The sequence below is a fragment of the Solimonas variicoloris DSM 15731 genome (assembly GCF_000382285.1).
Classification (GTDB): Bacteria; Pseudomonadota; Gammaproteobacteria; order Nevskiales; family Nevskiaceae; genus Solimonas; species Solimonas variicoloris.
In genome coordinates, this window is the sequence record NZ_KB907926.1 from 146,059 (window position 1) to 168,028 (window position 21,970).

The 21,970-nt window shown below is 67.0% G+C and carries 18 protein-coding genes and 2 tRNA genes; 2 read left to right on the forward strand and 18 right to left on the reverse strand.

Features of this window, described 5'->3' with window-relative positions; genetic code table 11:
• Positions 1–77: 77 nt before the first annotated feature.
• From H149_RS0103245 to H149_RS0103260, 4 genes are all read right to left on the reverse strand, one after another.
• On the reverse strand, positions 78–1,637 hold the full coding sequence (locus tag H149_RS0103245; protein WP_020648301.1) for an FGGY-family carbohydrate kinase: 1,560 nt from the start codon (positions 1,635–1,637) through the stop codon (positions 78–80).
• Entirely contained in the window at positions 1,634–3,145 is a 1,512-nt protein-coding gene (locus H149_RS0103250; protein WP_020648302.1) for a glycerol-3-phosphate dehydrogenase/oxidase, read from the reverse strand. Before H149_RS0103250 ends, H149_RS0103245 begins: the two co-directional genes overlap by 4 nt.
• Before the next feature lie 4 nt (positions 3,146–3,149).
• Positions 3,150–4,742, reverse strand: coding sequence for an FAD-binding oxidoreductase (locus H149_RS0103255; RefSeq protein WP_020648303.1), 1,593 nt, complete (start codon positions 4,740–4,742; stop codon positions 3,150–3,152).
• An 85-nt stretch (positions 4,743–4,827) separates the two neighbouring features.
• Complete coding sequence (locus tag H149_RS0103260) at positions 4,828–5,637, reverse strand: HAD-IA family hydrolase (protein WP_020648304.1); 810 nt, start codon at positions 5,635–5,637, stop codon at positions 4,828–4,830.
• Between the two features lie 154 nt (positions 5,638–5,791).
• On the opposite strand from H149_RS0103260, the gene gluQRS reads away from it, so the two are divergent.
• Both gluQRS and phaR read left to right on the forward strand, forming a co-directional pair.
• The gene (gene gluQRS, locus H149_RS0103265; protein WP_020648305.1) at positions 5,792–6,709 is read left to right on the forward strand and encodes a tRNA glutamyl-Q(34) synthetase GluQRS; all 918 of its coding nucleotides are present in this window, start codon (positions 5,792–5,794) and stop codon (positions 6,707–6,709) included.
• A gap of 45 nt (positions 6,710–6,754) precedes the next feature.
• Entirely contained in the window at positions 6,755–7,288 is a 534-nt protein-coding gene (phaR, locus tag H149_RS0103270; RefSeq protein ID WP_245540453.1) for a polyhydroxyalkanoate synthesis repressor PhaR, read from the forward strand.
• A gap of 303 nt (positions 7,289–7,591) precedes the next feature.
• Here the strand turns inward: phaR and pnp are convergent, their stop codons facing one another.
• The 14 genes from pnp to ftsH all read right to left on the reverse strand — a co-directional run bounded on the left by pnp (position 7,592) and on the right by ftsH (position 21,942).
• Positions 7,592–9,706, reverse strand: coding sequence for a polyribonucleotide nucleotidyltransferase (pnp, locus tag H149_RS0103275; protein WP_039747841.1), 2,115 nt, complete (start codon positions 9,704–9,706; stop codon positions 7,592–7,594).
• 45 nt (positions 9,707–9,751) lie between these two features.
• Positions 9,752–10,021, reverse strand: a complete 270-nt coding sequence (gene rpsO / locus H149_RS0103280; RefSeq protein ID WP_020648308.1) for a 30S ribosomal protein S15 — start codon at positions 10,019–10,021, stop codon at positions 9,752–9,754.
• Positions 10,022–10,098: 77 nt separating this feature from the next.
• Entirely contained in the window at positions 10,099–11,025 is a 927-nt protein-coding gene (gene truB / locus H149_RS0103285) for a tRNA pseudouridine(55) synthase TruB (protein WP_020648309.1), read from the reverse strand.
• A 9-nt stretch (positions 11,026–11,034) separates the two neighbouring features.
• Positions 11,035–11,400, reverse strand: coding sequence for a 30S ribosome-binding factor RbfA (gene rbfA, locus H149_RS0103290; protein ID WP_020648310.1), 366 nt, complete (start codon positions 11,398–11,400; stop codon positions 11,035–11,037).
• A 47-nt stretch (positions 11,401–11,447) separates the two neighbouring features.
• Entirely contained in the window at positions 11,448–14,162 is a 2,715-nt protein-coding gene (infB, locus tag H149_RS0103295) for a translation initiation factor IF-2 (RefSeq protein ID WP_026352809.1), read from the reverse strand.
• A 40-nt stretch (positions 14,163–14,202) separates the two neighbouring features.
• The gene (gene nusA / locus H149_RS0103300; RefSeq protein WP_020648312.1) at positions 14,203–15,693 is read right to left on the reverse strand and encodes a transcription termination factor NusA; all 1,491 of its coding nucleotides are present in this window, start codon (positions 15,691–15,693) and stop codon (positions 14,203–14,205) included.
• A gap of 8 nt (positions 15,694–15,701) precedes the next feature.
• Positions 15,702–16,157, reverse strand: coding sequence for a ribosome maturation factor RimP (gene rimP, locus H149_RS0103305; protein WP_039747844.1), 456 nt, complete (start codon positions 16,155–16,157; stop codon positions 15,702–15,704).
• 96 nt (positions 16,158–16,253) lie between these two features.
• Positions 16,254–16,330, reverse strand: a tRNA-Met gene (locus H149_RS0103310).
• Positions 16,331–16,462: 132 nt separating this feature from the next.
• Positions 16,463–16,547: transfer RNA gene (locus H149_RS0103315), tRNA-Leu, on the reverse strand.
• 55 nt (positions 16,548–16,602) lie between these two features.
• Entirely contained in the window at positions 16,603–16,959 is a 357-nt protein-coding gene (gene secG, locus H149_RS0103320) for a preprotein translocase subunit SecG (protein ID WP_020648314.1), read from the reverse strand.
• Positions 16,960–16,966: 7 nt separating this feature from the next.
• Positions 16,967–17,737: a triose-phosphate isomerase gene (gene tpiA / locus H149_RS0103325; protein WP_020648315.1), complete on the reverse strand. Its 771-nt coding sequence runs from the start codon at positions 17,735–17,737 to the stop codon at positions 16,967–16,969.
• 31 nt (positions 17,738–17,768) lie between these two features.
• Positions 17,769–19,106: a phosphoglucosamine mutase gene (gene glmM, locus H149_RS0103330; RefSeq protein WP_026352810.1), complete on the reverse strand. Its 1,338-nt coding sequence runs from the start codon at positions 19,104–19,106 to the stop codon at positions 17,769–17,771.
• Positions 19,103–19,939 carry a dihydropteroate synthase gene (folP, locus tag H149_RS0103335; RefSeq protein WP_026352811.1) on the reverse strand — a complete coding sequence of 279 codons (837 nt, stop codon included), beginning with the start codon at positions 19,937–19,939 and terminating at the stop codon, positions 19,103–19,105. The genes glmM and folP overlap by 4 nt, the downstream gene beginning before the upstream one ends.
• 62 nt (positions 19,940–20,001) lie before the next feature.
• Positions 20,002–21,942: an ATP-dependent zinc metalloprotease FtsH gene (ftsH, locus tag H149_RS0103340; RefSeq protein ID WP_020648318.1), complete on the reverse strand. Its 1,941-nt coding sequence runs from the start codon at positions 21,940–21,942 to the stop codon at positions 20,002–20,004.
• Between the last annotated feature and the right edge of the window lie 28 nt (positions 21,943–21,970).

Consider the following 21,970-nt stretch of genomic DNA (forward strand, 5'->3'; position numbering starts at 1 on the left):
AGCGCCGTCCGGTCCGCAGCCGGGCGGCGGACCTCGTCGCAGATCCTGACGACGTCCGGACCTGCCCGCGCCGTCGCTCAGGGCGGGTAGCCGGTGATGCGGCGAATGCTGCGATACAGCGGCCGGAGCCGCCCATACATGCGGCAGTAGACCTCGCGATACAGGGCGTCGTAAGTCCGCGCCGCATCCGGATCGGGTTCGAAGCGACGGCCGACGCGCGCCATCGCCCGCACCGCCGCGGCGTGGTCGGCGTGCCAGCCGAGCGCGACCGCGGCGTTCATCGCCGCACCCAGGCCCGAGGTCTCGTAGATCTGCGGCCGTTCCGCCGGACGGTTGAAGACGTCGGCGGTGATCTGCATCGCCGCGTCCGACTGCGAACCGCCGCCGGCGACGCGCAGCAGCCGGATCGGCCGGCGCAGCCGGCGTTCGATCTGCTCGCAGCCGCCGCGCAGCCCGTAGACCAGGCCCTCGAGGATCGCGCGATAGAAGTGCGCCCGCGTGTGCACGTCGCCGAAGCCGATGATCGCGCCCTTGGCCTCCGGGCCGGGCTCGCGCACGCCCGGCGACCAGTACGGCTGCAGCGTCAGGCCCATCGAGCCCGGCGGCACCGTGCGCACCAGTTCGTCGAACAGGGCCTCGACCGGCACGCCGCGCGCGTCGGCGAGACGCTGCTCGTGCAGCGCGAACTCGCGCTTGAACCAGCTCACCATCCAGAAGCCGCGGTAGATCTGGATTTCCGTATTCCAGGCGCCCGGCTGCGCCGCCGGGTACGCCGGCACCAGACGCTGCACCTCGACGTAGCGCGGCTGCACGGTATTGATCGTCGCCGTGGTGCCGAAACTGAGCTGGGCGACATCGGGCTCGATGACGCCCGAGCCGAGCACTTCGCAGGCCTTGTCGGCGGCAGCGGCGATCAGCGGCAGCCCCGCCGGCAGGCCCAGCGCCGCTGCCGCCGCGGCCGTCAGCGTTCCGAGCGGACGCCCGGGCGCGACCAGCTCCGGCAACTGATCGCGACGCACGGCGAGTGCCTGCCACTTGAAGTCGGCGGGCCGCGCCCAGGTCTGACGCTGGTAGTCGAACGGCAGGAAGCCGACCTGGCTGCCCGCGGAGTCGACGTAGCGCCCGCTCAGCCGCCAGTTCAGCCAGCCGGACAGCAGCAGGAAATGTGCGGTCTCGCGCCACAGCGCGGGTTCGTGTTCGGCCAGCCAGTTGGCTTCGGCTTCACGCTGGAAGTGCGCGATCAGCGCGCTCGCGCCGATCGCGCGAAACGCGGCGCGCCAGGCGAGGCTCAGCGCCGGCAGCCGCGTCGCCCGGCGCTGGTCGAGCCAGAGGATCGCCGGACGCAGGACGCGGCCGGCGGCGTCGGTGCAGACGACGGTGGCACGCTGCGTCGTCAGGCTCAGCGCGGCGACGTCGGCCGGCTGCGCGCCGTCGCGCCACAGCGCCTGGCAGGCGGCGACCAGCGCCTGCCAGTAGACCTCCGGGTCCTGCTCGGCGGCGCCCGGCTGCGGCGACTGGTAGGTCGGCTCGAACACCTGCTGCGCGCGCGCCAGCAGCTCGCCCTGGGCATCGAACAACAGCGCCCGCGCGCTTTGCGTGCCGACGTCGAGGCTGAGAACGCAGCGCGCGCGGCTCATGGCGGCGGCGCGTGCCGCGTACGCCAGATCGTGCGATAGCGCTCGCACTCGCGCAGCCAGCGCGTCTCGTCCCAGCCGAGCACCTCGCGGCACAGCGCGCCGATCGGCGCGTACAGGGCCTCGCCGCCGCGCGGACTGACCAGCCCGAGGCGCGTGCGCCGCAGCAGCAGGTCGTCAAGATGCAGCACCGCTTCGTGCTGCAGCGCCCAGCGCAGCTCGGCAAGGCAGTACGGGGTATCGCCGAGCGGCTGCCGCTCGGCCTCGGGCGCGGCGCCGATCGCGGCGGCGCCGACGCGGCCGTAGCGCGCCGCGAACCGATCGCCGGCCTGCGCCTCGAACAGCGGTGTCGCCGATGCCGGCCGCAGGCCCGGCTGCTGGCGGGCGGCGGCCTCGAGCACTTCGCGCGCGGTGACCCGAAAGGTCGTCAGCTTGCCGCCGGTGATGCCGACCAGACCGGGCGCGGTCCACAGTGCCGATTCGCGCGACTCGCTCGACGGGTCGGCCTGGCCGCCGGCCACCACCGGGCGCACGCCGGCGTAGGTGGCCAGCGCCTCGTGCGCCTGCAGCGGATGATCCGGAAACTGCGCCTGCAGTCCCTCGATCAGGTAGGCAAGCTCGGCGGCGGTCGGCCGCGGCTGGGCGAGGTCGTCGTCGTGATCGAGATCGGTCGTGCCGTACAGGATCGCGCCTTCCCAGGGGTAGGCGAACACCGGCCGGCCGTCGCGCGGGTGCAGCCAGGACACCGCCTGCCGCAAGGGCAGCTGCTGCGCCGAGAACAGCAGATGGCTGCCGCGCAGCGGCCGCAGCTTTGGCGCACCGGGAGGCGCGCCGTCCAGGCGATCGGCCCAGGCGCCGGTGGCGTTGACGACCACGGCGGCGCCGATCTCGCGCTCGCTGCCGTCGGCCACGTCGCGCAGCGTCACGCCGGCGACACGGGCGCCGTCGCGCCGCAGCCGAGCCTCGGTGTAGTTGATCGCCGTGCCGCCGGCGGCGACGGCGTCGACGATCAGGCGCAGCACCAGACGCGCGTCGTCGGTCTGGGCGTCCTCGTAGAGCATCGCGCCGCGCAGCTGCTCGCGACGCAGCGTCGGTTCGCGCGCCAGCGCGGCGTCGGCACCGAGCCAGGCCGAACGACGCACGCCGGCCATCGCGTCGTAGAGCCGCAAGCCGATCTGCATCAGCCAGCGGCCCGGCGGACGGTCCGCGTAGATCGGCATCACGAACGGCAGCGGCGCCACCAGGCCCGGCGCTTCGCGCAGCAGGCGCTGGCGCTCGCGCACCGATTCGCGCGTCAGGCGCCACTGCCCGCTCTTGAGATAGCGCAAGCCACCGTGGACCAGCTTGGACGACGCCGACGAGGTGCCCGACGCGTAATCGCCGGCTTCGACCAGCAGCACGCGCGCGCCGCTGCGCACAGCTTCGCGGAACACGCCGGCGCCGGTGATGCCGCCGCCGATGACGACGAGGTCGTAGCGCCCGGCGAGCTCGGACAGCGCGGGTCGCTTCATCGGCTCAGGCGAACAACTTGCCGGGATTCATCATCTGCTGCGGATCGAGTTCGCGCGCCATCGCCCGCAGCAGGTCGAGGCCGAGCGCGCCCTTCTCGTGCACGAGGTACGGCGCGTGATCGACGCCCACGCCATGCTGGTGACTGATCGTGCCGCCGCAAGCGACGATCGCCTCCGAGACGCGCCGCTTGAGACGGCGCCAGCGCTCGAGATCGGCATCCGGATCGCCGGCCGAGCGGAACACGAAGGTCGAGTAGACGCTGCAGCCCTGGCGGTAGACGTGCGACAGATGCGTGAACGCATGCACGCGTTCATTGTCGCCCTGCAGCACATCGACGGCGGCGGCCTCGATCGCCCGCATCGTCGCCGTCGCCTGCGGCCAGTTGACGGCGGTCTCGACGGTGTCGGCGGCGTAGCCGGCGTCCCACAAGGCGTTGCGCAGCAGCGGACCGCGGAAACGGTTCTTGGCCCAGCCCTTGCCGATCGTCTTGCCGACGTGCACGCCGCGGAAACGCTTGGCGATCGCCAGCGCGTCGCGGCGCATGCGCCGCGTCTCGCCGAGCGTGCCGGTGGCGCCGAACACCATCATGCATTGGCCGCCGGCGATGCCGCGCATGCCGAGGTAGCGGCGCAGCCACTTGATCAGCTCGGCATGACCGGCGAGGCGCAGCTGCGTTTCGGTTTCGATCTCGTTCGACAGGCGCAGCATCGACAGCGGCACCTCGGCCTGCACGATCGCCCGCACTGCTTCGGCGCCGAGATCCCAGCTGGGAAAGAACACCGCGTGGAAATCCTCGGCCTGTGGCAGGCGCCGCACGCGCGCCGTGACCTCGGTCAGCAGACCGAGCCGGCCTTCCGAACCGAGCACGAGCTCGCGCAGATCGGGACCCGCCGACGAGGCCGGCACGCCGCCGACCGTCCACTCGCCGCGCGGCGTCGCCAGGCGGCCAGCGGCGAACAGATTTTCGATGCGGCCATAACGCAGCGACTGCTGGCCCGACGAGCGCGTCACGACCCAGCCGCCGAGCGTCGAGAACTCGTAGGACTGCGGAAAATGTCCGAGCAGGTAGCCGCGCTCGCGCAGCTGCGCCTCGATCTGCGGTCCGGGCGTGCCGGCGCCGAAGGTGGCGAGCAACGAGCGCTCGTCGAAGGCCTGCAGGCGGTTCATGCGCTCGAACGAGATGTTGACGACCGGCCGGTCGCCGGACGGCACCTGCAGATGCCCGACGACGCTGGTGCCGCCACCATAAGGAATGACGATGGCGCCGAGCTTCTGCGCCTCGGCCAGCGCCTCGGCGGCCTCCTCGTGAGAAGCCGGCAGCGCGACGGCGTCGGCAACCGGGCCGAAGCGGCCGGCCTTCATCGCCACCCAGTCGGGGAAGCTCTGGCCACGCGCATGCAGCAGACGGGTCCGCGCGGCGACATCGAAGCGTGCGCTCGGCGCAACCCGGCTCGACGGCACGGCGCGCAAGCTCGTCTCGAGGTCGGCGTCGCGCGGCGGCCGGCCCTCGCCGACGCGCTCGCGCAGGAACGTCAGCGCGTCCTCGCTCAGCGCGTACTGATCGGATTCGTCGCCCCAGCCGTTCCAGCGCCGCATACCTGCCCCCTTCGGTGGAGCCGGAGTATAAGCGGCGATCCTGACAATCCGTGTGGCCCTGCACCACGCGGCGACCGGCTGTGCCTCAGGCCGCGGCGCGGCTCGTTTCGTGCGGGCGATTGCGCTCGGCGAGCACGGTCTGCAGCGTGTCGAGCGTCACCCACGGCAGGCCATCGAGATGGCCCTTGAGCACGCGCGTCGGCGCGCCCGGCTCGCCGAGGCTGCTGACGACCAGGGCCGCTTCCGTGAAGTCCTGTTCGAGCGTGTCGCGATTGATCGTGACCACCGCCGCGACGCCGGCCGCCGCCGCCGCCTCCAGGCCCATCTCCGAATCCTCGAGCGCGACGCATTCATGCGGCTGAAGGTTCAGCCGCCGCATCGCGAGCTGGTAAAGATCCGGCGCCGGCTTCTTGCGTTGCACTTCCTCGCCGCTGGCGATGACCTCGACTTCGGCCGCCAGCTCGGGCCCCATGCTGTACTTGAGCACCGGCCTGAGCGTTTTCAGGCTGGCGTTGGTGACGATCGCCAGGCGCACGCCGGAGCCGCGCGCCTCGCGCATGATGCGGGCGATGCCCGGACGCAGGGGCACGCGGCCATGCCGCATGTAGCGCTTGAAGTAATGTGATTTCAGCGCGTGGACCTTGCTGACCCAGGCGTCAACGTTCTGCTGCGCCTCGACCGTCTCCGGGCCGAGTTCCGGCTGGTAATGCTGCAGGTAGTGCTTGAGGCGCTCGCGCCCGCCGGGCTGCTTCAGCAGCTTGCGATAGAGCTTGGGCCCCCAGCGGAACGGCAGTTCGAGATTACGAAAGGCGCGATTGTAGGCAGGGCGATGGCCGAGCGCCTCGGTATCCGCCAGCGTGCCATCGACGTCGAACAGTACCGCTCGCAAACTCATGGCCGCCGCTCCGAATCCGCGGTGCAGTGCCGATGAGATCCATCAGGGTCCATATTGCTTTTCAAACGGCTACAACGTGAAGTTACTGTACCATGCGGCGCCGCCGAGTCGACAGGAACGACTGTGAACGGCGGCACCGTCCGAACCCCGCAACATGACCGCTTGTTCCGCCGCCGGATCCTATCGCGGCCGCTTCGCGCCGACGCCGAGCGGTCCGCTGCATCTCGGTTCGCTGCTGACGGCGCTCGCCAGCTATCTCGACGCGCGCCGCAACGACGGACGCTGGCTGCTGCGCATCGACGATCTGGACCGGCCGCGCTGCGTGCCGGATGCCGATACGCAAATCCTTCGCCAACTCGAGGCGCATGCCTTGTATTGGGACGAGGCACCCCGCTATCAGTCGCAGCATCTGGCCGAGTACGAGTCGGCACTGGCGCGCCTCGCCGCACAAGGCCGGCTCTACGCCTGCCGCTGCACACGGGCGGCGCTGGCGGCCAGCGCCTGGCCCGGCCCTGACGGCCCGGTCTATCCCGGAACCTGCCGCACGCTACAGCTGCCGTTCAAGGACCAAGCGCTGCGCGTCTCGGTAGCGGATGGCCTGCTGCACATCGACGACCGCATCCAAGGGCAGCTGCAGCGCGATGCGGCCACGGAGCTCGGCGACTTCGTCGTGCGGCGGCGCGACGGCATCATCGGCTATCACCTCGCCTGCGCCGTCGACGAAGCGGCCCAAGGCATTACCGACGTCGTGCGCGGCGCCGATCTGATCGGCGCCACTTTCGCGCAGACCGTGCTGCAGCAGGCGCTGGCGCTGCCGATGCCCCGCTACGCGCACGTGCCGGTCCTGGTCGACGCGAGCGGACATAAGCTTTCCAAGCAGAATCATGCGACGCCGCTGGACACTGCCAAGGCCGGCGCGAATCTCTGGCAGTGCCTGCGATGGCTGCAGCAGGCGCCGCCCGCGGCACTGCGCGGAGCCGCGCCCGCCGAGCTCCTCGACTGGGGCGTCGCCCATTGGCGGGCGGATGCCCTGCGCGAGCGCCATCGCCAGACGGTGGAGGCCGGGCCCTAGTTCTGGCATGATGCGCCGCAACACGCTGCATCGCAGCAAAGCCTCGTGAATCCGGTGCTTATGTCCGACGTCCGCATCATCAAGAAGTATCCGAACCGTCGCTTGTACGACACGCACATCAGCCGCTACATCACGCTGGAGGAAATCCGCCAGCTCGTGCTGCAGGATGTGAAGTTCCGCGTCGAGGACAAGCGCACGCACGAGGACATCACGCGCAGCATCCTGCTGCAGGTGATTGCCGAGCAGGAGGAAGGCGGCGACCCGATCTTCACCACCGAACTGCTCGAGTTCATCATTCGCTACTACGGCGACCCGATGCAGAACAGCATCGGCCGCTATCTCGAACTGTCGGCCCGCCTGTTCCAGGAGCAGCAGGATCACTTCACCGATCAGCTGCGCCAGATGCTCGGACAGGCCCAGCAGCCGCTGCAGGTGCTCAAGGAAATGGCCGACCGGCAGGTGCCGATCTGGCGCTCGATCCGCAAGGAGTTCCTGCACAACATCCAGGCCAGCGCCCAGGCGATCAAGCGCCGCACCGGCCGTGACGACGAGCAGGTGCAGAAGGACGTGCTGCCCTGAGGCTCGCCGCGAGGCCGTGACGAAAGCGTCACGTCTTTTCCGAATCTGTCATAAGGCCTTCATCTTGAAGGCCTTATTTTTTGACCAAAATTGACCGATCGGTCAAGTCTTTTCTATACCGCATCGCAACGTGAATCGTCCGCCGCGCCGGCGATTCGAACCGCTCTCCTCCAGAAAGGCCACGCGCCTTTCTCGCACCTTACCCTCCGCCTGCGGAGGGTTTCCTTTTTTCCGCCACACCCATCCGCCCGCTAAACGAAAACGGCGCACCGAGGTGCGCCGTTTTCGTTACTTCGCTACCGATCAGGCCTCAGCCGGCGCCCCGACGTCGCTCGACTTCATCGACAGGCGGATCTTGCCGTCACGGCTGACCTCGAGCACCTTGACGCGCACGGTCTGGCCTTCCTTGACGACATCCTCGACTTTCTCGACGCGCTTGTCGGCGAGCTGCGAGATATGCACCAGACCATCCTTGCCCGGGGCGATCGTTACGAACGCGCCGAAGTCCATGATCTTGGCAACGCGGCCTTCGTAGATCGTGCCCACCTCGACATCACGCGTCAGCGCATTGATGCGCGTGATCGCGGCTTCCGCCGCTTTGCCGTCGACCGCGGCGATCTTGATCGTGCCGTCGTCTTCGATGTCGATCGTCGTGCCGGTTTCCTTGGTGATCGCCTGAATGGTCGCGCCACCCTTGCCGATCACGTCGCGGATCTTGTCCGGGTTGATCTTGATCGTGGTGATGCGCGGCGCATGCGGCGACAGCTGCGAACGCGGCGTCGGCAGCACCTGCACCATCTGCTCGAGAATGTGCAGACGCGCGGTCTGGGCCTGCTGCAGCGCCTGGGCCATGATCTCGCCGGTGATGCCGGTGATCTTGATGTCCATCTGCAGCGCGGTGATGCCGTCCTTGGTGCCGGCCACCTTGAAATCCATGTCGCCGAGGTGATCCTCGTCGCCGAGGATGTCGGTCAGCACGGCCCAGCGTCCTTCCTCGAGGATCAGGCCCATCGCCACGCCGGCCACCGGCGCCTTGATCGGCACGCCCGCATCCATCAGCGCGAGGCACGCGCCGCAGACCGAGGCCATCGAGCTCGATCCGTTCGACTCGGTGACTTCCGAGACGACGCGGACGACGTACGGGAACTCCCTGTCGAGATCCGGCATCACGGCGGCAACGCCGCGCTTGGCGAGGCGGCCGTGGCCGATCTCGCGGCGCTTCGGCGCGTTCAGGCGGCCGGTCTCGCCGACGCAGTACGGCGGGAAGTTGTAGTGGAACATGAAGTGCTCATGCCACTCGCCTTCGACGGCGTCGATGATCTGGTAATCCTTGCCGGTACCCAGCGTGGTCACCGCCAGCACCTGCGTCTCGCCGCGCGTGAACAGCGCCGAGCCGTGGGTGCGCGGCAAAACGCCGGCCGACATCGCCAGCGGACGGACCGTGAAGCGATCGCGGCCGTCGATGCGCGGCGCGCCGTCGAGGATACGGTTGCGGACGATCTTCGCCTTCAGTTCCTCGAGCTCAGCCTTGAGCTGATTCTCGGTGAACGGCGCATCGGCGGCGCGGGCGGCCTTGGCCTTCTTGGCAACCTCATCGAGCTTGGCGTAGCGCGCCTGCTTCTCGGTGATGCCGTAGGCGTCGGCGATCTCGGCTTCGAACTGGGCGACGAAAGCCTTGACGACCGAACGGTCGGCGGGCTGCCAGTCCCACTTCGCCTTGCCGGCTTCGGCGGCGAACTCGTTGATCGCCTGGATCGCGGCCTGCATCTGCTCGTGGCCGAACAGGACAGCGCCGAGCATGACCGGTTCGGACAGCATCTTGGCTTCCGACTCGACCATCAGCACGGCGTCCTTGGTGCCGGCGACGACGAGTTCGAGATCCGAGGTTTCCAGTTCGGTGGCCGTCGGATTGAGGATGTAGTTGCCATCCTTGTAGCCGACCTTGGCGGCGCCGATCGGACCCTGGAACGGGATGCCGGACAGGGCCAGCGCCGCCGAAGCTCCGAGCATCGCCGGAAGGTCACCGTCGATCTCCGGATTCAGCGACATCACCATCGCCACGATCTGGACTTCGTTGTAGAAGCCTTCCGGGAACAGCGGACGCAGCGGACGATCGATCAGGCGCGAGGTCAGCGTTTCCTTCTCGGTCGGACGGCCTTCGCGCTTGAAGAAGCCACCGGGGATGCGGCCGCCGGCGTAGAAGCGCTCCATGTAGTCGACGGTCAGCGGGAAGAAGTCCTGCTCGGGCTTGGCTTCCTTCTTGCCGACGACGCTGACGAAGACGACGGTGTCGTCGACGTGCACCATGACCGCCGCAGTCGCCTGGCGGGCGATCGCAGCGGTCTCGAACGTCACATTGTGCTTGCCGTAGCGGAACGTCTTTTTGACGGGCACGGCTGGAGTGGCAGGTACTGCCATGGGTCTACCCCTGAATTCTGGCGGTCAAAACGACTGCGCCGCTTGTTAGCGGCGCAGACCGAGCTCAGCGATGAGCTTGCTGTAGCGGGCTTCGTCCTTCCGCTTCAGATAGTCCAGCATCTGGCGACGCTGGTTGACCATCTTCAGCAGGCCGCGGCGCGAGTGATTGTCCTTCTTGTGCGCTTCGAAATGCGGTGCCAGCACATTGATGCGCTCCGTCAGCAGCGCCACCTGGACTTCGGGAGAGCCCGTATCATTCTTGCCGCGGGCGTACTTCTTGACCACGTCCGCCTTGCGTTCAACCGTCAACGTCATTGCCTTCAACTCCGGGAACAATTCTTCGATCTTTACAAAGTCCAATATATTAGCTTTTCTGGCGGCTTTCTCACAAGCTAGCCGCCCTGGTCTGTCTGCAGCCAGCGCTGCGGACGCAACCAGCCCTCCTCATCCGTACAGGCCAGGCCGAGCAAGCGCCCGGCACCGTCGAGTACCGCCACGCGTTGCCCGCGCACCAGCCCCGCCATACGTTGCGGCTGACCGTGTGCCAATGCGCCGGCGCGAACCTCATCAACGGCAACGGCCGGCCAATGCCGCAGCGCTTCGGCCAGGCCGAGCAGGTGAACATCGAGCGCCGCGGGCTGCTCGGCGAGCGCCTGCAGCGCGTCGAGCGTCAGCATCGGACGATCCCAGAACGGCGCGACGCCGGTGCGCCGCAGCGCCCGCAGATGGGCCTTCTGTCCGACGGCGGCCGCAATATCCTCGGCCAGCGTCCGCACGTAGGTGCCCTTCGAGCACAGCACCTCGAACTCGAATTCGGCGCCGCTGAAATCGAGCAGCTCGAGCTCGGTGATCGTGATCGGGCGCGGCTCGCGCTCGACGCTCTGCCCTTGTCGCGCCAGCTCGTAGAGCGGCCGCCCATCGCGCTTGAGCGCCGAATGCATCGGCGGGATCTGCCAGAGATGGCCGCGCAACCCACGCATCGCCTCGCGCAGCTGCGCCTCGGTCAGCCCCGCGGGATCCGATACCGCGATCACCTCGCCCTCGGCGTCGCCCGTCGAGGTCTGCTCGCCCAGACGAACGCGCGCGCGGTAACGCTTGTCCGACTCCAGCAGCACGCCGCTGAGCTTGGTCGCCTCGCCGAGGCAGATCGGCAGCATGCCGGTCGCCAGAGGATCGAGGCTGCCCGTATGCCCCGCCTTCTCGGCGCGGAACAGGCGTTTGACGCGCTGCAAGGCATCGTTGGAGCTGAGCCCGAGCGGCTTGTCGAGCAGCAGAACGCCGGAAATGCGCCGTCGCGGCAGGCGCGCTGAAACCGCCATGAAGGTCGCTTACTCGCCGTGGTGTTCGTCGCGGCGCACGGCGTCGCGGATCAGCGCGCTGATGCGATCGCCCTCGCGCATCGCGAGGTCGGCCGTGAAATGCAGCTGCGGTACATAACGGACGCTCAGGCGCTCACCGAGCTCGTGGCGCAGCTTGCCCGCCGCATGGGCCAGCCCCTTGATCGCGTCCTTGAGCTGCTCATCGGAACCGAGGAGGCTGACCGAGACCCGGGCATTGCGCAGATCCGGCGACACGTCGACGCGCGTCACGGTGACGCCGGCGACGCGCGGATCGGAAAGCTCGTTGCGAATCAGCAGGGCCAGCTCGCTCTGGAGCTGGGTATTGAGGCGAAGCTTGCGGGGATACTCTTTCATCGAAAGGCGACGGAGCCAGCCATAGCTGAGCCGGCTCCGTCCTGATCTTACGCCGCTGCGGCCTGCACCGTGCGGCGAACCTCGATGCGCTGGAAGCACTCGATCTGATCGCCCGCCTTGACGTCGTTGTAGTCCTTGACGCCGATACCGCATTCGGTACCCGCCTCGACCTTGGCGACGTCGTCCTTGAAGCGACGCAGCGACTCAAGCACGCCCTCGTAGACCACCGTCTGATTGCGCAGCACGCGAATCGGCAGATTGCGCTGTACCGAGCCTTCGATGACGAGACAGCCGGCGATGTTGCCGAGCTTGGAGCTGCGGAACACCTCGCGCACCTGGGCGATACCGACGATCTGCTCGCGCGTTTCCGTGCCGAGCAGACCCGACACCGCATTGCTGACGTCGTCGATGATGTCGTAGATGATCGAGTAGTAACGGACGTCGACGCCGGTGTCCTGGATACGCTTGCGCGCAGCGCCGTCGGCGCGGACATTGAAGCCGATGATGATCGCCTTCGATGCCATCGCCAGATCGATATCCGACTCGTTGATGCCACCGATCGCCGTCGATAGCACGTTGACCTTGACCTCTTCGCTCGGAATCTTGCGCAGCGCTTCGGTGATCGCTTCGGCCGAACCCTGAACGTCGGCCTTGACCATGATGTTGAGCGACTTCTGCTCGCCCTGGCCCATGTTGGCGAAGACCTGCTCCATGCGCACGGCCTGATTCTGCGCCAGCTTCTGCTCGCGCAGCTTCTGCTCGCGCAGCAACGCGAGCTCGCGCGCCTTGCGCTCGTCGGCGACCACGACGACGTCGTCGCCTGCATCCGGCGCGCCGGACAGGCCGAGCACCTGGACCGGAATCGACGGACCTGCTTCCTTCACCGGTTTGCCGGCTTCGTCGAACATCGCGCGCACGCGACCGAAATGCGGACCGGTGAGGATGACGTCGCCCTGGCGCAGCGTGCCGGCGCGAACCAGCACAGTCGCGACCGGACCGCGCCCCTTCTCGACCGAAGCCTCGAGGATGTTGCCGCGTGCCGGCGCATCGACCGGCGACGTCAGCTCCAGCACCTCCGCCTGCACGAGGATCGCATCGAGCAACTCATCGATGCCGGCGCCGGTGAAGGCTGAAACGCCGACCACCTGCGTGTCACCGCCCCAGTCTTCAGGAATGACGCCTTCCTTCGACAGCTCGTTCTTCACGCGGTCGAGGTCGGCTTCCGGCTTGTCGATCTTGGTGATGGCGACAATCGTCGGCGCGTTCGCGGCCTTGGCGTGCTGGATCGCTTCCTTGGTCTGCGGCATCACGCCATCGTCGGCAGCAACAACCAGAATGACGATATCGGTGACCTGCGCACCGCGCGCACGCATGCGGGTGAACGCTGCGTGGCCCGGCGTATCGAGGAAGGTGATGATGCCCTTCGGCGTCTCGACGTGATAGGCGCCGATATGCTGAGTGATGCCACCGGCCTCGCCCGCGGCAACACGGGTCTTGCGGATGTAATCGAGCAGAGAGGTCTTGCCGTGGTCGACGTGACCCATGATGGTCACGACCGGCGGACGCGTTTCGCGCTCGCCATCGGCCTGCTCGCCGGTCACGGCCTGCTCAAGGCTCTCCTCGAAGTCGGAGGCCTTGACCATGCGCGCCTTGTGGCCCATTTCCTCGACCATCAGCGCGGCCGTGTCCTGGTCCAGCGTCTGGTTGATCGTCGCCATGATGCCGTTCTTCATCATGACCTTGATCAGCTCGACCGCCTTGACCGCCATGCGGTTGGCGAGTTCTCCGACGGTGATGGCTTCGGGCACCTCGACCTCGCGCACGATCGGCGCAACCGGCTTTTCGAAGCCGTGCACGTTGTCGATGCGAATGCGGCCCGACGGCTTTTTCTGCTTCTTGTCGCGCTTGCCGCCCTTGCCTTCCGACAGGTGCAGTTCCTGGCGATGAACACGGTCGTCACGGCCACCGCGACCGCGATCGCTGCCCGGCGCAGCGGGAGCCGGCGCCGCAGCCGGCGTCGGTTGCCGATCGCCACGCACCGGCGCCGGCGGCGTACGCGGCTGCGCCGCCATCTGGCGCGCCGCTTCAGCCGCGCGGCGCACGTTCTCGGCGGCCCGCATGCGAGCCTGTTCGCGCTCCCACTTCTCGCGGTACAGCGTGTCTTCCTTGAGGCGGCGCTCGTGCTCGGCGCGCTGCGCCTGAACGGCAGCCTCAGCTTCGGCCCGCGTGCGCGCTTCCGCTTCCTCGCGCTGCCGACGCTCCAGATCTTCCTGCTGCCGCTTGGCCTCCAGCTCGGCGGCGGCAAGCGCTGCCGCTTCACGCTGCGCCCTTTCAGCGGCTGCCGCTTCTTCGGCCCGACGCTGCGCTTCCGGGTCGACCTCGACGACGACCTCCGGAGTCGGCACCGCCGCCGGCACGGCCGCCGCTGGCACCGCCGCCGGAACTTCCGGCAGCTCATCCGACTTGACGAAGGTGCGCTTCTTGCGGACCTCGATGCTGATCGTCTTCGACGGCGCACCACGGCCACCGCCGAGCTTGAGCTCGGTGGTTTCCTTGCGCTTGAGTGTGATGCGGCGCGGCTCGGCAGCACTCGCCAGCCCCGTCTTCTGCTTGAGGTAGTTCAGCAAGGCGACTTTGTCGTCGCCCGAGATCGCCGACTGCGCGTCCTTGACGGACACACCGGCCTCATGAAACTGGGAGAGCAGTTCGTCGACCGGACGATTGAGCTCTTTCGCAAAATCTTGAACAGTTACGGTTGACATCCGTATTCCCCGGGCGCGAGCCCAGATTTCCTGATTCGGATCAGGCGTAAGCCTTGGCGCGGGCGGCCATGATGAGTTTCGACGCGCGTTCCTCGCCGAATTCCGGCAGCGTCTCGAGCAGCTCGTCGGTCGCCAGATCGGCAAGCGCTTCGCAGCTCGTGACACCGACTTCGGCAAGCTGGTAAGCCGTGTCCTCGTCCATGCCCTCGACGGCGAGCAGATCCGACGACGGCTGCGCATGAGCACGCTGCTCGGCCTTGGCGATCGCCTTGGTCAGCAGCACGTCGCGTGCACGATTGCGGAGCTCCTCGATGATCTGATCATCGAACTCCTCGATCTGCATCATTTCCTGCGCCGGCACGTAAGCGACTTCTTCCAGGGTGGTGAAGCCTTCCTGGACGAGCACGCTCGCAACCTCGGCATCAACGTCGAGGTGCTCCATGAACATTTGCAGTACCGACTGGTTTTCCTCTTCCTTCTTCGACTCCGCCTCGGCGGTCGTCATGACGTTGAGGATCCAGCCCGTCAGCTCGGAAGCCAGCCGGACGTTCTGGCCGCCACGGCCGATCGCCTGCGCCAGCTTCTCTTCGGCCACGCCGATCGTCATCGCGTGCGCTTCTTCGTCGACCACGATCGTCTCGACTTCCGCCGGGGCCATGGCGTTGATGACGAACTGCGCGACGTTCTCGTCCCACGGCACGATGTCGACGCGCTCGCCGGCCAGCTCGTTCGAAACACTCTGCACGCGCGAGCCGCGCATGCCGACGCAGGCACCGACCGGATCGATGCGCTTGTCCTTGGCCTGCACCGCAATCTTGGCGCGCAGGCCCGGATCGCGGGCGGCGCCCTTGAGATCGATCAGGCCCTGCGCAATTTCCGGCACCTCGAGCTTGAACAGCTCCATCAGGTACTCAGGCATCGTGCGCGACAGGAACAGCTGCGGGCCACGCACCTGCGGGCTCACTTCATAGAGATAGCCGCGAATACGGTCGCCCGGACGAACCGGCTCGCGCGGGATCAGGTGGTCGCGCAGGATGATCGCTTCGGCATTCGAGCCGAGATCGACGATCACACTGCCTCGCTCGAGACGCTTGACCTGCCCCGAGATCAGCTCGCCGACGCGATCCTTGAACGCGGCGACGATCTGCGCGCGCTCGGCTTCACGCACCTTCTGCACGATGACCTGCTTGGCCTTCTGCGCACCGATACGACCGAAGTCGACCGAATCAACCTTGCGCTCGATGACGTCGCCCGGCTGCGCGTCGGCGTCTTCCTTCTGCGCGTACGAAAGCTTGATCTGCCGTTCCGGAAATTCGAAGTCCTCGCTGTCGTCCTCAAGGACCGTCCAGCGGCGGAACGTCTCGTACTCGCCGGTTTCGCGGTCGATCGCGACACGCAGTTCAGCCTCGTCGCCGTACTGCTCCTTGGCCGCAGACGCGAGCGCAGCTTCGAGCGCCTGGAAGATCAGCTCTTTCTCGACGCCTTTCTCGTTGGAAACGACATCGACCATCAGCAGGATGTTCTTGTTCATGCCTTGCTTCACTCCTGATCGTAATCCGGTACGAGCCGCGCCCGCTCGATCTCGGGCAGCGGAATTTCGGCCAAGCCTTCTTTGGTTTCCAGACGAAGCGTGTCGCCTTCGAGGCCGCGGATGAATCCGACGTAGCGGCGGCGTCCGTTGAGCGGAGCGATCAGCTGAACGCGCGCCTGCTCACCGACGAAGCGCAGAAAATGCGCCGGCTTGACGAGCGGGCGATCCAGCCCCGGCGACGAGACTTCAAGTCGATAAGCGCTGCGGATCGGATCCTCGACGTCGAGGACGCCGGCGACTTCCTTGCTGACGCGCTCGCAGTCGTCGATGGTGATGCCGGCGGGAGCGTCAATGTAGAGACGCAACATGGCATTGCGGGGGCTTGGGCTGTACTCGAGCAGCAGCAGTTCATAGCCGATGCTTTCGACCACCGGCTCCAGAATCTGCTCTAAACGCTCTTGCATTGCCGCCAAAGGCACGCTCCAAAATCAGCGATACAGCATAAAAACCAAAAAACCAATAAAAAAGGCCCGCAAGGGGCCTTTTTCAAGCCAAATCATTGGTAGCGGGGGCAGGATTCGAACCTACGACCTTCGGGTTATGAGCCCGACGAGCTGCCAGACTGCTCCACCCCGCACCAGACAGACAAAAAGTATAGCCGTACCAGCTCATGCATGCAAGCCAAACGACTGTGCCGGCGCCGAAAAAACATGGGCCGGCGCGCCCTTCCAAAAAACATCAGGCTAGCCCTGATTCAGCCAACCTGCCTTGGTGCCCACGGAGAGACTCGAACTCCCATGACTTTCGCCGCTACCACCTCAAGGTAGTGTGTCTACCAATTCCACCACGTGGGCTAACGCAGGGACGACAACGGGGCGCGAATTCTAGCGCCTCATTTTCGATTTGTCTCTACTCCGGAACGACTGGCGCCTTCTTTTCTTCGCCGGTCGCCGGTGCGGCCGGCTCGGCGGCGCTCGGGGCTTCGCCGGCGGCGGCCGGCACACGGTCGACAACCGAGCTGCTGCCCGGATCGCGCTGGCCGTGCACCAGATAGGCAAGCGCCAGGCTCACGCAGAAGAACACCGTCGCCAGCCACGCCGTGGTCCGCGACAGAAAATTCGCCGAGCCGCGCGAACCGAACACGGTGCCTGAGGCGCCGCTGCCGAAGGCAGCACCGGCATCGGCACCCTTGCCGTGCTGGATGAGGATCAGACCGACCAGCGCAACCGCAACCAGAACCTGGATGATGACCAAAATCGTATACATGCTCGACTCACTGACACAGCGACTGCGCAGCCGCGCAGATCGCAAGGAATTCCGCCGCCTTCAGCGACGCGCCGCCGATCAAGCCGCCGTCGACGTCGGCATTCGCGAACAGCGACGCCGCGTTGTCGGCCTTGACGCTGCCGCCGTAAAGAATACGGGTTGAATTAGCAATTTTAGCATTGGCTGCGGCCAGCTGACCACGCAGGAACGCGTGCGCCGCCTGTGCCTGCTCCGCGCTCGCCGTACGCCCGGTGCCGATCGCCCAGACTGGTTCATAGGCAACGATGGCATTCTTGAACGCTTCGACCCCGGCCGCTTCGAGCACCGCTGCGAGCTGGCGCGCCAGGACGGCCTCGGTTTGGCCCGCCTCGCGTTCCTCAAGCGTCTCGCCGACGCAGAGGATCGGCTGCAACCCGCACAGCTGCGCCGTCTTGAACTTGCGCGCCACGAGCGCGTCGGTCTCCCCATAGAGGGCACGCCGCTCGGAATGGCCAACGAGCACGTATGAGCAGCCGATATCTTTGAGCATGCCGCCGTGAATTTCGCCGGTGTACGCGCCGGGCTTCTCCTGCTCGCTGAGGTTCTGCCCGCCGAGCTGCACGCTGCTGCCATTGAGTCCCGCGCCGACCGATTCGACGTAGACGGCCGGCGGGCAAACGACAACGTCGATATCCGGATAGCGCTTCGAATCGAACACCACGTCGTGCACGAGGTTCGCGTTCGCATCCCGCGAGCCGTTCATCTTCCAGTTTCCCGCCACCATCTTGCGACGCGCCATCTTCTTGCTCCCAAACTTTGCGTGTATGCCTTTATGCCCGAACCGACTCGATCGCATCGGCCAGCGCCCGGGCTTCGCGCCGCGCGAGCTCATCGTCATCGGCCTCGACCATGACCCGGATCAGCGGCTCGGTGCCCGAAGCACGCAGCAGGACACGCCCCCGCACGCCGAGCCGCTCGCGGGCAGCCGCTTCGGCTGCGCGCGCGGTGGGCTGCGCCAGCACGTCGGCCGCGCGCGCCTGCACCGGAATATTGATCAGAATCTGCGGAAATTTCGCCATGCCGGCGACAAGTTCGTCCAGACGCTTCTTCTGTCCGACAACAGCCGCCAGCACCTGCAGCGCGGTCACCAGACCATCGCCGGTCGAGGTCTTGTCGAGGCAAATCGTATGTCCGGACCCTTCGCCGCCGAGCATGCCGCCCGTCTCGCGCAGCAGTTCCATGACGTAGCGATCACCGACCTTCGCGCGGCGGAACTCGATGCCCAGCGCGAGCAGCGCGCGTTCGAGCCCGAGATTGGACATCTGCGTGCCGACCACCGGCCCAAGCAGCTCGCCGGCCGCGAGCCGCGCGCGCGCGATCACATAGAGAATCTGATCGCCGTCGATCTCGTTGCCGGCCGCATCCACCATCAGGCAGCGGTCGGCGTCGCCGTCGAGCGCGATGCCGAGGTCGGCGCCGTGCTGATGCACGGCGGCCTTCACGGCGCCCAGGTGCGTCGAGCCACAACCGGCATTGATGTTGAGCCCGTTCGGATGGTCGCCGATCGTCACGACCTCGGCGCCAAGTTCTTCGAAGATCGCCGGGCCGACGCGGTAAGCCGCGCCGTTGGCGCAATCGACGACCAGCTTGAGACCGTTGAGGTTCTTCTCGCCGAACGTGCCCTTGCAGAATTCGATGTAGCGGCCGGCCGCATCGTCGATGCGCTTGGCACGACCGAGGCGCTCGGGCGCGACGCACTCGAGCGGCGCGTCGATCAGCCGCTCGATTTCGAGCTCCACTTCATCGCTGAGCTTGCCGCCGTCCGGCCCGAAGAACTTCACGCCGTTATCGTGGTGCGGGTTGTGCGAAGCCGAGATCACGACACCCGCCTGGGCGCGCAGCGCGCGCGTCAGATAGGCGACGCCCGGCGTCGGCAGCGGCCCGAGCAGATCGGTCTCGACGCCGGCCGCCGCGAAACCGGCTTCCAGCGCCGATTCGAACAGATAGCCGGAACGCCGCGTGTCCTTGCCGATCACGACGCGTGCGCCGTGCCCGTCGGCGAGCACCCGCCCCGCCGCCCATCCAAGCTTCAGCGCGAACTCCGGCGTCATCGGCGCCACGCCGACCCGCCCGCGCACTCCATCCGTTCCGAAATACTGACGGCTCACTTCGTCTTCCTGAATTCACGCAAGGCCTGGGCGACGCGAATCGCGTCCGCCGTGGCCTTCACGTCGTGGACGCGCACTATAGCGGCCCCTTGCCAGACGGCAATGGCGGCGACCGCCAGCGCGCCCGGCAGGCGTTCATCGACCGGCCGGCCGAGCAGCTCGCCGAACATCGCCTTGCGCGAGACGCCGATCAGCACCGGCAGCCCCGCTGCGAGCGCATCGGCCTGTGCGAGCAGCGCGAGATTGTGTTCGAGACGCTTGCCGAAGCCGATGCCCGGGTCGATGCAGAGCCGCGAACGGGGGATGCCGGCTCTCTCGCAGGCGGCCACGCGTTCCGCCAGAAAGCCGCGAACCTCGGCCAGCACGTCGTCGTAGTGCGGGGCCCGCTGCATGGTCTTCGGCTGCCCCTGCATGTGCATCAGGCAGACGGCCGCGCCCGCCTCGCGCGCGGCATCGAGTGCGCCCGGCGCCTGCAAGGCGTAAACATCGTTGATCAGTTCCGCACCCGCCGCACAGGCGGCGCGCATGACTGCTGGCTTCATCGTGTCGATCGAGATCGCGACATCGAATTCGCGGCGGATCGCTTCGATGACCGGCACGACCCGATCGATTTCCTCGGACTCGCCGACCGCTTCCGAACCAGGTCGCGTCGATTCGCCGCCGACATCGACGATGCCGGCGCCCTCCCCGATCATTTCGCCGGCACGCCGCAGCGCAGCCTCGACGGTCCGGTGCCGGCCACCGTCCGAGAATGAATCCGGCGTGACGTTGAGAATCCCCATCACGACCGGCGCGTCGAGCGGCAGCGTACGTCGCGGCAGTTGCAGCAACATCTCTTCTTCCAATATCCGGGAGACAACGAAGAAGGCCGGCTCTCGCCGGCCTTCTCGTTCTGCTAGGTCTGCTGGCTCGCCGGCTTCGGCGGGCCGCCGGCCGGCTGCACGCCGAGATCGGCGGGCGACGCCGCCGTCGGAGCGGGACCGCCGCCGCCCGGTCGGGAGTTGTCGGTCCAGCTCTCCGGCGTCCCCGGATCCTGCCCGGCCATGATGCGACGGATCTGTTCGGCGTCGATCGTCTCGAACTTGATCAGCGCCTGCGCCATCGTGTGCAGCTTGTCGAGATTGTCGAGGATGATGGCCTTGGCTTTCGAATAATTGGCCTCGATCACCGAGCGGATTTCCTCGTCGATGACGTGCGCCGTCTCGTCGGACACGTTCTTGGTCTGCGTCACGCTTTTGCCAAGGAACACCTCGCCGTTGTCCTCCGAGTAGGCCAGCGGTCCGAGCTTCTCGGACAGGCCCCACTTGGTGACCATGTTGCGCGCGATGTCGGTGGCGCGCTCGATGTCGTTGCTGGCGCCGGTGGTGACTTTCTCGGGCCCGAAAATCACTTCCTCGGCGATGCGGCCGCCGAACAGCGAGCAGATCGACGAGTTGAGGCGCTGCTTGGTGTAGCTGTAGCGATCCTCTTCCGGCAGGAACATCGTCACGCCGAGCGCGCGGCCGCGCGGGATGATGGTGACCTTGTAGACCGGATCGTGCTCCGGCACCGACAGGCCGACGATCGCGTGGCCGGCCTCATGGTAGGCAGTGAGCTTCTTCTCGTCCTCGGACATCACCATCGAGCGCCGCTCGGCGCCCATCATGATCTTGTCCTTGGCGCGCTCGAAGTCGTCGTGATCGACCAGGCGCTTGTTGGCGCGCGCGGCGAACAGTGCGGCTTCGTTGACGAGATTGGCGAGATCGGCGCCGGAGAAGCCCGGCGTCGCGCGCGCGATGATTTCCGGCTTGACGTTGTCGGCCAGCGGCACCGCGCGCATGTGGACCTTCAGGATCTGCTCGCGGCCGCGCACATCCGGCAGCGGCACGACGACCTGGCGGTCGAAGCGGCCCGGGCGCAGCAGCGCCGGATCGAGCACATCCGGGCGGTTGGTCGCGGCGATGACGATCACGCCCTCGCTGCCCTCGAAGCCGTCCATCTCGACGAGCAGCTGGTTCAGCGTCTGCTCGCGCTCATCATGACCGCCGCCCAGACCGGCACCGCGGTGACGGCCGACGGCATCGATTTCGTCGATGAAGATGATGCACGGCGCATGCTTCTTGGCCTGCTCGAACATGTCGCGCACGCGCGAGGCGCCGACGCCGACGAACATCTCGACGAAGTCGGAACCGGAGATCGTGAAGAACGGCACGCCGGCCTCGCCGGCGATCGCCTTGGCCAGCAGCGTCTTGCCGGTACCCGGCGAGCCGACCATCAGCACGCCGCGCGGAATCTTGCCGCCGAGCTTCTGGAACTTGCCCGGGTCCTTGAGGAAGTCGACCAGCTCGGCGACCTCCTGCTTGGCTTCCTCGCAGCCGGCCACGTCGTTGAACGTGACCTTGACCTGATCGGCGTTGAGCATGCGCGCGCGCGACTTGCCGAAGCTCAGCGCGCCACGGCCACCACCGCCGCCCTGCATCTGCCGCATGAAGTAGACCCAGACCGCGATCAGCAGCAGGATCGGGAAGGCGTTGAACAGCAGCTGCAGCAGGATCGGCGTTTCCTTCGGCAGCGAACCGCTGAACTTGACCTTGTTGTCGAGCAGCGTGCCGACCATCGCGCTGTTGTCGGTTTCCGGGCTGATCGAGACGAACGGCGTGCCGCCCTTCATCTCGCCACGAATCACCTGACCATCAATGGTCACCTCGCCGACGTTGCCGTCCTTGACCTGGCTGATGAACTCGGAATACGCGAGCGGCGACTGCGGCCTCGAACGCGAGGAAAAGCTCTGGAACACCACCATCAGCACCACGAGGATGATGACCCACAGCAACAGATTTTTTGCCAGATCGTTCAACGTCGGAGACCTGTCGGAATTACGGACG

What these genes read in the sequence shown, in the direction of transcription:
- truB (WP_020648309.1), bottom strand. Translation starts at nt 11,025, where the DNA reads ATGGCGGTTTCAGCGCGCCTGCCGCGACGGCGCATTTCCGGCGTTCTG.
- secG (WP_020648314.1), bottom strand. Translation starts at nt 16,959, where the DNA reads ATGTATACGATTTTGGTCATCATCCAGGTTCTGGTTGCGGTTGCGCTG.
- H149_RS0103255 (WP_020648303.1), bottom strand. Translation starts at nt 4,742, where the DNA reads ATGCGGCGCTGGAACGGCTGGGGCGACGAATCCGATCAGTACGCGCTG.
- pnp (WP_039747841.1), bottom strand. Translation starts at nt 9,706, where the DNA reads ATGGCAGTACCTGCCACTCCAGCCGTGCCCGTCAAAAAGACGTTCCGC.
- infB (WP_026352809.1), bottom strand. Translation starts at nt 14,162, where the DNA reads ATGTCAACCGTAACTGTTCAAGATTTTGCGAAAGAGCTCAATCGTCCG.
- nusA (WP_020648312.1), bottom strand. Translation starts at nt 15,693, where the DNA reads ATGAACAAGAACATCCTGCTGATGGTCGATGTCGTTTCCAACGAGAAA.
- rimP (WP_039747844.1), bottom strand. Translation starts at nt 16,157, where the DNA reads ATGCAAGAGCGTTTAGAGCAGATTCTGGAGCCGGTGGTCGAAAGCATC.
- rbfA (WP_020648310.1), bottom strand. Translation starts at nt 11,400, where the DNA reads ATGAAAGAGTATCCCCGCAAGCTTCGCCTCAATACCCAGCTCCAGAGC.
- gluQRS (WP_020648305.1), top strand. Translation starts at nt 5,792, where the DNA reads ATGACCGCTTGTTCCGCCGCCGGATCCTATCGCGGCCGCTTCGCGCCG.
- H149_RS0103260 (WP_020648304.1), bottom strand. Translation starts at nt 5,637, where the DNA reads ATGAGTTTGCGAGCGGTACTGTTCGACGTCGATGGCACGCTGGCGGAT.
- folP (WP_026352811.1), bottom strand. Translation starts at nt 19,939, where the DNA reads ATGTTGCTGCAACTGCCGCGACGTACGCTGCCGCTCGACGCGCCGGTC.
- tpiA (WP_020648315.1), bottom strand. Translation starts at nt 17,737, where the DNA reads ATGGCGCGTCGCAAGATGGTGGCGGGAAACTGGAAGATGAACGGCTCG.
- H149_RS0103245 (WP_020648301.1), bottom strand. Translation starts at nt 1,637, where the DNA reads ATGAGCCGCGCGCGCTGCGTTCTCAGCCTCGACGTCGGCACGCAAAGC.
- H149_RS0103250 (WP_020648302.1), bottom strand. Translation starts at nt 3,145, where the DNA reads ATGAAGCGACCCGCGCTGTCCGAGCTCGCCGGGCGCTACGACCTCGTC.
- rpsO (WP_020648308.1), bottom strand. Translation starts at nt 10,021, where the DNA reads ATGACGTTGACGGTTGAACGCAAGGCGGACGTGGTCAAGAAGTACGCC.